This is a genomic window from Halobacillus sp. BAB-2008, assembly GCF_000328325.1.
Classification (GTDB): Bacteria; Bacillota; Bacilli; order Bacillales; family Halobacillaceae; genus Halobacillus.
On the sequence record NZ_ANPF01000071.1, the window covers coordinates 70,366 to 83,318 of the forward strand.

The 12,953-nt window shown below is 48.1% G+C and carries 13 protein-coding genes; 3 read left to right on the forward strand and 10 right to left on the reverse strand.

Annotation, left to right across the window (positions count from 1 at the left end):
- Positions 1–20: 20 nt before the first annotated feature.
- The gene (locus D479_RS15645) at positions 21–227 is read right to left on the reverse strand and encodes a hypothetical protein (protein ID WP_008638842.1); all 207 of its coding nucleotides are present in this window, start codon (positions 225–227) and stop codon (positions 21–23) included.
- 39 nt (positions 228–266) lie between these two features.
- Between D479_RS15645 and D479_RS15650 the strand changes: the two genes are divergently transcribed.
- Entirely contained in the window at positions 267–728 is a 462-nt protein-coding gene (locus tag D479_RS15650) for a DUF3939 domain-containing protein (protein WP_008638843.1), read from the forward strand.
- A 325-nt stretch (positions 729–1,053) separates the two neighbouring features.
- Here the strand turns inward: D479_RS15650 and D479_RS19990 are convergent, their stop codons facing one another.
- From D479_RS19990 to D479_RS15670, 4 genes are all read right to left on the reverse strand, one after another.
- Positions 1,054–1,986, reverse strand: a complete 933-nt coding sequence (locus D479_RS19990) for a hypothetical protein (protein ID WP_008638845.1) — start codon at positions 1,984–1,986, stop codon at positions 1,054–1,056.
- Between the two features lie 325 nt (positions 1,987–2,311).
- A complete protein-coding gene (locus tag D479_RS15660) occupies positions 2,312–3,850 on the reverse strand; it encodes a fatty acid--CoA ligase family protein (RefSeq protein WP_008638852.1) in 1,539 nt (512 codons plus the stop codon).
- Positions 3,851–3,988: 138 nt separating this feature from the next.
- Complete coding sequence (locus D479_RS15665) at positions 3,989–4,990, reverse strand: lipoate--protein ligase (protein WP_008638860.1); 1,002 nt, start codon at positions 4,988–4,990, stop codon at positions 3,989–3,991.
- Between the two features lie 69 nt (positions 4,991–5,059).
- Entirely contained in the window at positions 5,060–5,791 is a 732-nt protein-coding gene (locus D479_RS15670) for an MBL fold metallo-hydrolase (RefSeq protein WP_008638861.1), read from the reverse strand.
- Positions 5,792–5,910: 119 nt separating this feature from the next.
- On the opposite strand from D479_RS15670, the gene yhfH reads away from it, so the two are divergent.
- Entirely contained in the window at positions 5,911–6,039 is a 129-nt protein-coding gene (yhfH, locus tag D479_RS20310; protein WP_081594845.1) for a protein YhfH, read from the forward strand.
- Between the two features lie 96 nt (positions 6,040–6,135).
- Here the strand turns inward: yhfH and D479_RS15675 are convergent, their stop codons facing one another.
- Complete coding sequence (locus D479_RS15675; RefSeq protein WP_008638866.1) at positions 6,136–7,149, reverse strand: LacI family DNA-binding transcriptional regulator; 1,014 nt, start codon at positions 7,147–7,149, stop codon at positions 6,136–6,138.
- 179 nt (positions 7,150–7,328) lie between these two features.
- Here D479_RS15675 and D479_RS15680 point away from each other — a divergent pair, with 179 nt between their 5' ends.
- Entirely contained in the window at positions 7,329–8,258 is a 930-nt protein-coding gene (locus D479_RS15680) for a nucleoside hydrolase (RefSeq protein WP_008638868.1), read from the forward strand.
- Positions 8,259–8,290: 32 nt separating this feature from the next.
- Here the strand turns inward: D479_RS15680 and hemY are convergent, their stop codons facing one another.
- The 4 genes from hemY to D479_RS15700 form a co-directional block, all read right to left on the reverse strand.
- Positions 8,291–9,697 carry a protoporphyrinogen oxidase gene (hemY, locus tag D479_RS15685; RefSeq protein ID WP_008638870.1) on the reverse strand — a complete coding sequence of 469 codons (1,407 nt, stop codon included), beginning with the start codon at positions 9,695–9,697 and terminating at the stop codon, positions 8,291–8,293.
- Positions 9,698–9,705: 8 nt separating this feature from the next.
- Positions 9,706–10,632: a ferrochelatase gene (gene hemH / locus D479_RS15690; RefSeq protein ID WP_008638872.1), complete on the reverse strand. Its 927-nt coding sequence runs from the start codon at positions 10,630–10,632 to the stop codon at positions 9,706–9,708.
- 2 nt (positions 10,633–10,634) lie between these two features.
- Positions 10,635–11,684, reverse strand: coding sequence for a uroporphyrinogen decarboxylase (gene hemE / locus D479_RS15695; RefSeq protein ID WP_008638874.1), 1,050 nt, complete (start codon positions 11,682–11,684; stop codon positions 10,635–10,637).
- Positions 11,685–11,799: 115 nt separating this feature from the next.
- The coding region (locus D479_RS15700; RefSeq protein ID WP_008638876.1) for a penicillin-binding transpeptidase domain-containing protein at positions 11,800–12,953 on the reverse strand (1,154 nt) is incomplete at its 5' end.

Consider the following 12,953-nt stretch of genomic DNA (forward strand, 5'->3'; position numbering starts at 1 on the left):
TTTCTCGAAAAATGTTTTTTTCACTCTGTTATACTACAATTATTGATCTTTCCATTTGCTTTTCCTTCTTCTTCTGAAGAACGGGCCTCCTGACCGAAGCCGGGGTTAAGTAAGGTGAAGAATTCAAGCTCCGGCTGAAGCTTTTGTTTTTCTTTCTGTCTGTCATTTTCCAACATGATCATCCCCTCTATTTCGCTAACTGCGCCATCCATCGCCGCCTTTTCCAAATCGATCCGCTCCAAAACCAAATCCAAGGAGGATTTATTATGTGGAACCGCAAAAAGAAACAGACCGGCGGAAAAGAGCCGGAACAAAAAGACCTATCCATTCATGATATCAGGAAAGCCGTCCATTCCTATGCCGACGCGAAACCGAAAGAAGTGACGCTCAGCGTGCTCATCCAGGATGATTTAACACTGGATTATGAGCTGCTCTTCCCCTACCTGCACGCTGTCCCTAAAGACACGTTTTACATGTCACGCGAAACATATCAACTGTTCGAGGAGCAGGATAAGGACCTGGCTCATGACATTGACATGGTCCAGCATGCCCTGGATCTCTATATGAAGCAGACACAGGAGCTTCCCATCATCGATGGAGATCCATATAAACGGATAAGTTATTATAAGCTGGAGAGACTCGGCCTGTTACCGTATCGTCCGGAAAGGGATTTCTATCTGACAAAAGAGGAATATATGATCACCTATCAAAACCGGGGGGATGAATGATCTGGATAAAAAAAAGACCAATGCTCACGTGAGCATTGGCAAAAAGAGACGACTGGTTAACTTTTGAGTGAGGGAATAAATTGTTTGAAAAAGTTCTTTTGAGAGGAAAGCACTTTTTCAACGCTGCACTCATCAGTAAGCAAGTTACTGACCTATTTATGACAACCAATCATAAATAGTTGAGATAAATAAGCATCAGCGCTTATCTGATTCTATTGTAATATATTCTTTCTCCTATATCACCGAAAAAAAGTTGCGGTATTCCGCAAATCCATTGCGAATTTTCAAATAAATTACAACCGAATACCCACTTACCTATCCGCCCTCAGGCACCGATGACCTGGTCCTGTTCGCGTTTCAATTCCGCTTCCTGCTGTTCGTATTGCTGATGGAGAGATTCTAGTTCTGCAACAGCTGCATACGTCCTGCTTCGTAAATCTTCAACTTCTTTCTGGGATGCTTGAATTTTATTTTGGACGAACCAATCAACGACCAGACTGTCAAAGAAGTAGTCAGCTGCAGCCCATCCGCTGGAAACTTCCAATTTCACTTCATAATGGTCGTGAAGGTCGTCAAGCTCATTTGCGAATGTCCGCAAATATTGTTGCGCTGTTCGGATGTAGCGATCCGCATCATCCAGTTCGGAATGTTTGACGGCGGTGGTCCAAAAACCGCCGCCAACCATATCGAGTACGCCCCAGTTCTCTGCTGATGACAGAGAAGCTGCAGCTTCGTCCAACGCCGAACCCGCCTGCTTTCCTGCCGTTACAGCTTCCTCTATCTCCACAAGTTCTGCTTGAAGGAAAGAACGCTGGTTTCCAAGCTCTATTATTTTTCTTCCTTTTTGACTGCCTTTTTTAATCAAATCTGCTTTTTTCTCCTGGTAACAGCGATCGTACTCCCTCTCAGGATTTCCAAGTGCAGAGATGGCGGCTTCCATCCCGGAAATCTCCCGCTGAATCTCTTTAACCGCCTGTTTTACCTCCCTCCACTTAAGACGCGCTTCGACAACCTCACGCTTTTCTTTCTCCATCCGTTCCAGCTTTCTTCCACTCACGGTAACGAAGAGGTTCATTAGACTCATCTTCTCGAGTTTCTCTACGTCTTCCTCCTCTTCTTGCAGCTTATGCCGGAGTGTCTCCTCCTTAAGCCGAAGCGCCTCCGCTTCTGCGATTCGTTTCTCCCTTTTACGCTCCAGCTGATCTTTTTCGTACATCTTCTTCTTTGCATCCATCAGCAAATCATGTAATTCTGCCATTCCAGTCACCTTCCTTTTTATCTCTTCTACCTTTTACGAGGGATGAAAGCTTTTGGTTCCCATTTTATGTCATACAAAATAATCACGGAAGGCCAATTCCTCCAGAAGGTGGAGGGGAAGCGGGCAGACTCCAGCAGGATCAGCGCAACAGGTGAGCCCCTGGAAGCGCGACGCGATGGAGACTCATCGGCCACCCACGTGGAAAGTGTCCTTTTTCCGGATCCCGCTGCTCCTCTCCATAAAAACAGCCAACCAAAAAGACGCTTTCTTAGAAAACGTCCTTTTAGTGGTAGAACTGTATTTAGATGAAAGCCGTCCACACCGGTCAGGAATTGGTGAGTTGTTCGCGAAGATTCCTGCGAAGGATTTTACCTGTCGTATTCTTCGGCAGCTCTTTCATGAACTCGATTCTTGAAGGACGTTTGTATTTGGCCAGTTTTTCCTTGCAGTAGTTTTTCAGCAGATCCTCCGTAAGCAGTGGGTTCTTTGAAACGACAAAACTGATCACCGTCTCTCCCTGCTCCGGATCGGGTGCACCGACAACAGCTGCTTCTGTTATATCTTCATGGTGGTAAAGAACTTCTTCCACTTCCCTCGGGTACACATTGTAACCGCCGACAATGATCATATCCTTTTTCCGATCGACGATATAAATATAACCATCCTCGTCCATCCGGGCCATGTCTCCCGTATAAAGCCAGCCATCGCGGATTGTGACAGCCGTCTCTTCCGGAAGCTTATAATACCCTTTCATGACGTTGGGACCTTGGACAACGAGTTCTCCAACCTCTCCCGTGTCGACCTCTTCCCCGAGCTCATCCACGATTTTATTAACAACATTCTTTATATTCATACCGATCGAACCGGGCTTCCTTGGACGGTCCAGCGGATTGAATGCGGTTACAGGAGACGCTTCGGAGAGCCCGTACCCCTCAGAAATACGCACCTCAAACCGCTCTTCAAATGATTGAAGCAGAGAAACAGGCATAGAAGACCCCCCGGAGATACACAGACGCATATGGCGGAATGTCGGCTCCTGTCCTGCACCGGTTTGGAGCAGATAATTGTACATCGTCGGAACTCCGGCGAATACGGTAGCCTTATGCTCCTCTGCGACGGCAAAGACTTCCTGAGGAGAGAACTTAGGAACGACGAGCACCGTTCCACCATTCATCAAAGGGGCATTCAAGCTGACCGTCAAACAGAACACGTGGAACATGGGAAGTGTCGCTATGACACGGTCCTCCGCGTTGATCGCTAAGTAATCCGCCACGTCTATGGCGTTGGAATACAGGTTCCGATGGGTGAGCATCGCTCCCTTCGGTTTTCCGGTCGTACCGGATGTGTAAAGAATGACGCCCACATCCTCTTCGTTTAAAGGCGGCCCTTCAAACAAAGGGTCTCCTCCTGCGACTACACTTGTAAACGATTTCATTTTTTCCGAAAGCGAAGAAGCGGAATGATCGATCCCGGACCCTGTGTCCGCAGCGAAGTAATGAAGGATATCCAGGGACTCATCCATATACTCAAACTGCTCAAGGAGGATGTCCATCGTAATGACAGCCTTCACATCGCCATTCTTTAAAATATAGCTCATTTCATCCACGGTATAAGTCGGATTGATCGGGATGACCGTCGCTCCTGCACGAAGGGAACCGTAAAGACCGATCATAAACAGAGGACTATTCCCACTCACAAGCGCGATATGATCCCCGCTTCCATATCCAAGCTGCGACAACGCACCAGCAAATTTCGTAACCGACGAATCAAACTCCTGGTAACTGACCCGTTTGCCCTGAAATATGTAAGCATCGCTCTCGGGCTGTCTGCCGGCGGTAAGCGACAGCTGTTCGCTTAAGTTCATGCATGCTCCTCCTCAATGAATGAATAATCATTCAATTTATTAATTTTCTATATAATTATAAAATACTGACAATTATTTAGCAACTTTTGCAAAATAATAGAAAAACACCGGTGCGTCCTATCCGCACCGGCGTCCTCCTTAATAAATCATTTCCAGAAAATCTTCTTTCGTTATCTTCCCAAGGTAGTACGACACATCCATGTCATCTAAAGCCGCAGAAAGCGATTGACGGTCATATTTCGTACCGATCAGCGCATCTTCCACTTCTGAGATGTCACCAACGCCGAAGAAGTCTCCAAAGATCTTCGCATTCTGTATATATCCCTTCGTCACGTCCAGACGAATGTCATAACTGCCGGCACCTTCGATACGCTTCGTATGCTGAATGTTGAATTTCGGTGATTTTCCGTAATTCCAATCCCAGTTCTTATAGCGCTCCTCCGCGATTTTGTGGATATTCGCCCAGTCGTCTTCTGTCAGCTTGTACTGTGGTACATCGGCTGCGTCTTCGACATCAAAAATATAGCGGAGAATTAATTCTTTGAATTCCTGCATGGAGATCTTTTCGTCCATGAATTCAGAGATGTTGGCCACGCGGCTGCGAATGGATTTAATACCCTTCGATTTTATCTTCTCTGTCTTGACATTCAGGGCAGAGACGACATTCTCGATTTCTGAATCCAGCATCAGCGTGCCGTGACTAAACATTCTTCCCCTGGTGGAAAACTGAGCGTTTCCTGAAATTTTGCGACCGTCCTCAGCGACAATATCGTTACGCCCGGACAACTCAGCATTGACACCGAGTTTCTTAAGCGCCTGCGTTACCGGTTCTGTAAACTTCGCGAAATCATGGAAACTGTCTCCGTCGTCCTTCGTAATGAAACTGAAATTCAAGTTTCCAAGGTCATGATAAACGGCACCGCCGCCGGAAAGCCGGCGTACCACATGGATGCCGTTCTCCTCGACGTAATTGGTGTTGATCTCTTCCACCGTGTTCTGGTTCTTTCCGATGATAATCGACGGTTCGTTGATATAGAACAGCAGATACGTTTCGTTAATATCCAGGTTTTTCAAAGCGTACTCTTCAATAGCCAGGTTGATTCTTGGATCGTTAATTCCTTCATGATCGATAAAAAGCATACCGTTCATCCTTTCAGTCCGTTATTCCCTCTCTTATTGTAAGCGTTCCGACAAAGTTAGACAATGATTTTACCCATCCCAGGACCATCCTTCCTCTGCTAGGTGGATCGTTCCCGAAAAAACATCCTCCGCCTCCTGCTTCAGTTTTGTCCAGGAGCCGAAGTGCGGGAGATGGCTGAGCAGGAGTGTATCGACACCGGCGTCTCTTGCAATCGTCGCTGCTTCCGTACTCGTCATATGGCCTGGACCTTTCCCGTCCATTCCTTTGTAGAAATTCGTATCGGTAATAAGCAGATCTGCATCCTTAGCAAATCGTGCCCAGGTTTCTTTATAACTCGTATCCGCTGTATAGACGACCGTCTGCTCTCCATCGGTTATCCTCATGCCGTAACACGGAACGGGATGTGCTGTTGGGTGAAAGTCTATACGGAAAGGACCGACATGCAGCGGCTGCTCCGGCTCATAGGCGATTCCTTCTGTGTATTGATGGGTCAGGGCGGAAAACTTCTCTTCGTCTTCCAGATGTCCATAAATCGGCAGGATCTCCTCCGTCTGTTTCAGGTTATTGTGAACAAGCCACGCATACTGCAACGGACCTACATCCGCCATATGATCCTGATGATAATGGGACAGGACAACCGCATCTATGTCTTCCAGTTTCCGAAACTGCTGGAGCCTGGACAATACACCGCTTCCGCAATCCACCAGCATGGAGAAGCCGTCTTTCTCAAATAAATAGCCGGACGTCGCACTTCCAGGACCGGGAAAGGCACCCCAATAGCCTATTACTGTAAATTTCAATTCACTCACTCCCTGTATCTTTTTTCCTATTTATCAATTGTTTTATAACAGTTGGTTGATTTCTGAATATTGTTATAATACAATGATTTTACATTAAAAGTAATTGGAGGCGTTTACAAATGATGAATATTCTAGAATTCTTCCGCAACCTACCGAAAAAACACTGCTCTACCTGTGGGCAGGTTATCGATGAAAAAGCAGACTGCTACGGAAACCTCTGCGACGAATGTGACCATCCGGCCCGCTAATCTTATTATTCCACAAATATCATAAGAAAGAACAGGAGATTTCAAGCAGCCGAGGCTGCTCTTTTTTTTGCACAAAAAAACCACCCGGCAGAGTTTCTACTGGATGGAGAGTTTCTTTCGCTTCGTGGAATTGCGGATAAGTAATTGATGAGGGTAAACATACCTTCTCGGCATGACGGCTCCTGGATGGAGAAGCTGCTGAATCAGTATTTCAACCGTTTTATCCGCCATCTCCGTGACAGGTTGTTCCACCGTCGTGACAGAAGGTACCATCAGAAGGGAAATCATTTGATTATCGAAGCCGATGACTGCCAGGTCTTGTGGAATGCTCCAATCCGATGATGCCGATTCATAGATAAGCCCCGCGGCCACTTCATCTGATCCTGTGAAGACCCCGTCGATGTATGGATGATCTTCCTTGATGAAATGGAAGACCTTCTGCCCGTCCCCCACATCCATCGCCCAATCAACAGCAACCACTTCCGTCAGGTCCATTCCTGCTTCTTCCAATGCCTGATCGAACCCATGCCGTCGCTCCCTCACAAGATGCGACCCCGGACCTCCACTGACATAAGCAAAATGGCGGCAGCCCTGTTCAATGAGATGGGAGGTGGCTTCGTAGGCGGCCTGCCTATGATCCATATGCACCATAGGAATAAGCGGCTCGTCCATATATTCATTACAAAAAACAATCGGACCGGACTCCAAATACGGCTCCACTTCCTTCCAATCATTAACGACAGAAGCCATAATCATCCCATCCACCTGCTTGGTTTTCAACAACTGCAGATAGTCTATTTCTTTTTTCTTGGAATCGTGTGTCTGGCAAACAATGACCTGATAACCCCATTCCGACGCTTTCTCCTCAATTGCCTCGATCAAGTTTCCGAAGAAAGGATTCGTGAGACGAGGCAGGAGCACAGCGATCGTTTCCGTCCTTTGACTGCGGAGCCTTCGAGCAGAAGAGTTCGGGACATATCCCAGTTCCTTCATCGCCTGAAGGATACGCTGGCGTTTCTCCTCCGTCACGTAAGGCTGATCATTGATAACCCGGGATACTGTTGTCCGGGACAATCCCGCAAGTTTTGCTACATCTTCAATTGTAGCCATTCCTACTCCCCCTTGATGTTATCTTGAAAACGTTTCCAATTATCATGATACTAATCCTTCCGCCATCTTGCAAGCCCTTTCACTATACGAATCATAATATTTTTCCTTTTTATGTAATGGATCATAGGTGCTGCGCGCTTAACGTACGATTATTAAAAGGAAAAAAAGGGAGTGTAAGCGTGGAGAAGGTCCTTATTTTCGCAGATCCCGGAGTGGATGATGGATTCGCCCTGCTTTATGCACTTAACCATCCGGACATCACCGTTACAGGTATCGTTGCAGATTATGGGAACGTCAGCCAGGAAGATGCTTTAAAGAACATCACGTTCCTGCTTGACCTGACCGACCAGCAGCAAATTCCAGTGATTGTTGGAGCAAAAAGACCGCTGTCAGGAAATCCTCCCGAGTATTTTTATGACATCCACGGAGTACACGGCCTTGGGTTTGTCGTCCCTGACAAATGCATCCAGCGCATCCACCCATTCCAGAAAATCTATCAAATCATCGATCAATATCGATCCGAATTGACCATCATCAGCCTTGCACGGCTGACTTCCCTCGCCCTCGCGTTCATACAAGCGGAGAGCAATGTAACGAAAGTGAAACAGACGCTTCTTATGGGCGGAGCTTTCCTCGTTCCCGGAAACCGAACGCCGCTTGCAGAAGCAAATATATACGGCGACCCACACGCAGCCGCGACGGTCATATCCAACAGCCGCAATACGACGCTCCTCCCGTTAAACGTCAGCAACCGGGCCATTGTTCCGGATCACATGATTGAATCCATTGCGAAGCAGGCGTCCGGTCCATATAGCAGCATCCTTATTCCGATGATCCGCTACTACAGCAAACAGTACGAAAAAATCCTGCCTGATGCAGGCGGTGCACCTCTGCACGATCTAATTGTTTTCTCCTATTTAATGCATCCGGAGCACTACCAGGTCGTCCATAAACAGGTCGAAGTCGTAACTGCCGGTCCATCTAAAGGGCTGACCTATGCTGATTTCCGCGCCGCTCCGGAGAAGGTACCGGGATCACCGGTCCACACCATTGCCCTTGATTTCAACAAGGAGCTTTTCCTCGACGACATCATGAAGGTGTTGGCATAGAAAAAGCTGCCGCACGTGTGCGACAGCTCCAGTTAGTTATTCAAATAGTCCACGACTTTCCGGACAGCCGCTTCTCCTTGATCGATACAGTCCGGCAGACCGATACCGTAAAAAGAACCACCAGCCAGATACACCCCCGGCAGGTGTTCGGCCATTTCTTCCGTCACGTGCTTCAGTCGATCCTTATGACCGACTTTGTATTGCGGCATACCGTGGTGCCAGCGGGTGACAACGGAGAATTCAGGGGCTGCCGTTATGTTCATCGTCTTGTTCAAATCCTTAAGGACTAACGCTTCTATCTGCTCGTCTGACAGATCGACCACTTCCTGATCGTCCGGTTTCCCGACATAGCAGCGCAGAAGGACTTTCCCTTCAGGGGTGGAATGCGGCCACTTCTTGTGGGTCCACGTACAAGCAGTGATTCGGAAATCACTGTTCCTCGACACGACAAAGCCCGTCCCATCAATATCCTTCTTAATAGCAGATGCGTCAAAAGCCATCGCAATGTTGGCGACAGACGTTGCATTCTTCTCCTTGAACGGCTCGAAGAAATCATACTGCGAGAACAAACGGCGGACAACGAAATGCGGAACCGCCAGAACGATCGCATCTGCCTGTTTGACCGTGCCGTTACTTAAGAGAAGGTGATACCCTTCCTCTTTCTTTTCAATATGATCGACACCTGTCCCTTTATGAACAGAACCAGGTTCTAAATGATCCTCAACCGCATCAACGAGTGAACCAAGTCCGCGCTTCAGCGTACGGAAAGCACTCGGCTTCTTCTGTCCTTTGACAGGCTTCGGGATCTTCCGCGTGGCACGAAGTCCTTTGATTAAGCTGCCATATTCCTGCTCCAAATCGTAGAAATCAGGGAACGTGGCCTGCATGCTCAATCGATCGATATCTCCGGCATAGATTCCCGATAACAGCGGCTCTACCAGGTTCTCGACAACCTGATTGCCGAGACGGCGGCGGAAGAAAAGTCCGAGCGACTGATCGCCTTCCACGGTTTTCTTCGATTTGATCAAGTCCATCGCCGCCCGCACTTTGCCTGCCGGAGTAAACAGTCCGGAAAAAAGAAACGGCCGAATCCTGGTGGGTATTCCCATAAAGGAACCGCTCGGCATCTTATGAAGCCTGCCGTTCACAAGAATGTACGACTGACCTGTCCCGTTTGGAACAAGCTCACTTCCAAGGCCTACCTCCCTTGCTAGGCGCCCTGCGGATTCTTTTCTCTCAAGGAAAGAATCGGGGCCACGCTCAATCGTGAAACCATCCTTCTGATACGTATGAATTTTACCTCCGAGGCGATCACCGGCTTCCATGAGCTGAACATTCATGTCCTTCCCGGAAGACTTCGCCTCTTTCTGAAGATAATAAGCTGCCGTTAAACCGGTGATACCGCCACCGATGACAACAACATCCTTCTTCTGTCCCATCCGTATCCCTACTCTACTTCAGCCAAGACGACTTCGGCCAAGGTCTGAATAAATTGAGGATTGGTATTCGGCATTTCCGGACGATAGTAATTCGCTCCAATTTCGTCACAGACGACTTTACACTCATAGTCGTTGTCGTACAGAACTTCGAGATGATCCGATACGAAACCGACGGGAGCATAGACGAAGCTGGTGTAACCGTTCTTCTCATACAGCTCTTTCGTCAAGTCCTGCACGTCCGGACCGATCCACGGATCCGGGGTGTTCCCTTCACTCTGCCAACCGATTTCATATTGTTTAATTCCTGTAGATTCAGAGATGAGTTCTGCTGTCTTCTTCAGCTGATCCGGGTATGGATCGCCGCCTTCAAGAATTTTCATCGGCAGGCTGTGAGCAGATACGATCAAGCACGCCTTCTCCCGTTCTTTTTCATCCATCTTGGCATACTCCGCTTCAATAACGCCGCTCCAATAATCGATAAATCCTTCTGCATCGTACCAGCTCTCGACAGATTGGATGGAAATGCCGTGTTTGTCCGCTTCTTCTTTTGCGCGACCGTTATATGATTTGACGCTGTACGTGGAATAGTGTGGGGCGAGAACGATGGAGACAGCCTCCGTAATCCCGTCTTGCGCCATTTGCGCCACCGCATCTTCCACGAACGGTTCAATATGTTTCAATCCAAGGTAAAGCTTGAATTCCACTTCATCCTGGATACCATTCAACTTATCTTCCAAAGCTTTTCCTTGGTCTTCTGTAATTTTAGCAAGAGGAGATATGCCGCCGATGGCGTCATACCGCTCGCGCAAATCCTGAAGCAGTTCTTCAGACGGTTTACGTCCTCTGCGTATATGAGTGTAGTACCTTTCCAAGTCCTCTTCTTTATAGGGCGTTCCATAGGCCATCACTAACAGCCCCATGCGTTTTTTTGCCATACTTATACACCTCTTCCGCTCTTTTTCGAATAATCATGAATCAGATTCGTCAATCGCTTCAGCGTTTCAGGCTTGATGTCCGGCGTCACACCGTGACCAAGGTTGAAGATATGGGCGGGATGCTTCCTGCCTTCATCAATGATACGTTTGGCACGCTCCTCGATCACTTCCCAGTCCGAAAGCAAAAGGGAAGGATCCAAGTTGCCCTGAAGCGGTTTTGTGATTCCGGCTTCTCTTGCTTCTGTAATCGACATTCTCCAGTCGAGACCGATGACGTCCACAGGAAGGTCATTCCATTCGTTGATCAAATGACGGGCACCGACACCGAACGTGATCAACGGGACACCTTCTTCTTTCAATTCAGAGAAGATCCGCTCCATGACAGGCTTGATATAAGTGCGGTAGTCTTCAACATTAAGGGAACCGACCCAGGAATCGAAGATCTGGATCGCTTTCGCACCAGCGGCGACCTGTGCCTTCACATAGGTAATCACCATGTCCGCCAATTTCTCCATCAGCTTGAACCAAGTCATCGGCTCACTGTACATCAACGCTTTCGTCTTATTATAGTTTTTGGACGGTCCGCCTTCAATCATATAGCTTGCGAGAGTGAAAGGTGCCCCGCTGAAACCGATCAACGGTACGGTCAGCTGTTCTCTCGTAAGCAGCCGGATCGTATCCATGACATAAGGTACATCCGACTCCGGATCGATGGACCCTAGTTTCTCGATATCCGCTTTACTTTTGATCGGGTTATGAATCACCGGCCCGATGCCTTTCTTGATCTCGACATCGACACCGATCGCCGGGAGCGGAGACATGATGTCTTTATAAAGGATAGCTGCGTCCACCCCGTACTGTTCAACCGGAAGCCTTGTTACATAAGCACAAAGCTCCGGTTCATGAGTAATTTCGAACAGCGAATATTTCTCTTTCAATTTCCGATATTCCGGTTGGGAACGTCCGGCCTGACGCATAAACCAGACCGGAGTATGATCCGTCTCTTCCCCTCGAAATGCTCTCAATATCGTATCGTTTTCGATTTTATTCATCCTAAGGACTCCTTTATCACGTTCATCATTTATCCGCTTTCAACTATAACGATTTATCTTTTATGTGTATAGAAAAAAGGATAATTTGTCACTATTTTGTACTTTTTAACACGAGTCATCCGAAGGTAACGACGTTGGACCGGCGTCCTTCTTTCCCTGTTAATGGGTCATAAGGGACGATATAGTACGATTCCTGCTGGAACAGACGGAATCCATTGATCTTGTATTCTCCTTTACCAGTCACTTCTCCAACCTTAACATCTTCTCCGTTTTCCATTTTAAAAATACGGTAGATGATCCGGTCATCCTCAGGTACAGACCAGGTGATCGTGTGCCGGAACGAAGCAATTCCGCCAAACCCGGCATCAGCACGGGCATCATCAATGACCGGCAGTTCGATTGGATCAGGCAGGCTCTCCACGCCGTCCGGTTTATCGAACGTTTCCTGCAGAGGTTGCTGCTGATCGATCCGGCTAAGAATTTCTTTCATCAACCGTGTCGGATACACACTGCTCCCATTCAGGACCTGATTGCCTCCGCTCTCATCATAGCCCATCCAAAGAGCGCCTGCGTACTGCGGGGTATAGCCTGTGAACCATACATCCTTCTTACCATTCGTGCCCGTCTTGCCCGCAAGCGCCTTCGGATAATTTCCAGCATCAGCTGTACCTTCTTCCACTGTCGCTTGCAGCATTTCCGTCATATACCAGGACGTCTGCGCATCAAACACTTTCGTTACAGAAGGCTTATGCTCATGGATGACTTCATCATTCCGGTCGAGGATCTTCCGAATCGTGTAGCTGTCCCGTACCGCTCCTCCTTCCGGAAAGGCGCCGTAAGCTTCTGTCATTTGTATAGGCGAGTAGCCGGTCGACAACCCCCCCAGTGCGATAGCAAGACCTTTATCTTTCGTCGGCAGGCCAAGCTTATCCAAGTACCCTTTTGCATAGGATATTCCGATTTTATCGAGCAGCCAGACGGCCGATACGTTCTTTGATTCCATCAAGGCCTGATACAGGGAAACTTCCCCGTCATATTGACCATCATGATTCTTCGGTTCAAAATCTCCGAAGCCCTGAAACTCATCGGACAAAAGGGAGAACGGGTCATAGTCGCCGGTCATAAGAGCCGGCCCGTACACCGCCAGCGGTTTAATGGTGGAGGCCGGGGGCCGCTTCGCCTGTACCCTGTTGAAGTCTCCATGCTGGAAATTGCGTCCTCCGACCACGGCTACCAACGCACCGGTTCGGTGATCCATCAACGTGAAAG

Excerpts from the sequence above, each read along its gene's own strand:
- D479_RS15650 (WP_008638843.1), top strand. The coding sequence starts at position 267 with ATGTGGAACCGCAAAAAGAAACAGACCGGCGGAAAAGAGCCGGAACAA.
- D479_RS19990 (WP_008638845.1), bottom strand. The coding sequence starts at position 1,986 with ATGGCAGAATTACATGATTTGCTGATGGATGCAAAGAAGAAGATGTAC.
- D479_RS15660 (WP_008638852.1), bottom strand. The coding sequence starts at position 3,850 with ATGAACTTAAGCGAACAGCTGTCGCTTACCGCCGGCAGACAGCCCGAG.
- D479_RS15665 (WP_008638860.1), bottom strand. The coding sequence starts at position 4,990 with ATGCTTTTTATCGATCATGAAGGAATTAACGATCCAAGAATCAACCTG.
- yhfH (WP_081594845.1), top strand. The coding sequence starts at position 5,911 with ATGATGAATATTCTAGAATTCTTCCGCAACCTACCGAAAAAACACTGC.
- D479_RS15675 (WP_008638866.1), bottom strand. The coding sequence starts at position 7,149 with ATGGCTACAATTGAAGATGTAGCAAAACTTGCGGGATTGTCCCGGACA.
- hemY (WP_008638870.1), bottom strand. The coding sequence starts at position 9,697 with ATGGGACAGAAGAAGGATGTTGTTGTCATCGGTGGCGGTATCACCGGT.
- hemH (WP_008638872.1), bottom strand. The coding sequence starts at position 10,632 with ATGGCAAAAAAACGCATGGGGCTGTTAGTGATGGCCTATGGAACGCCC.
- hemE (WP_008638874.1), bottom strand. The coding sequence starts at position 11,684 with ATGAATAAAATCGAAAACGATACGATATTGAGAGCATTTCGAGGGGAA.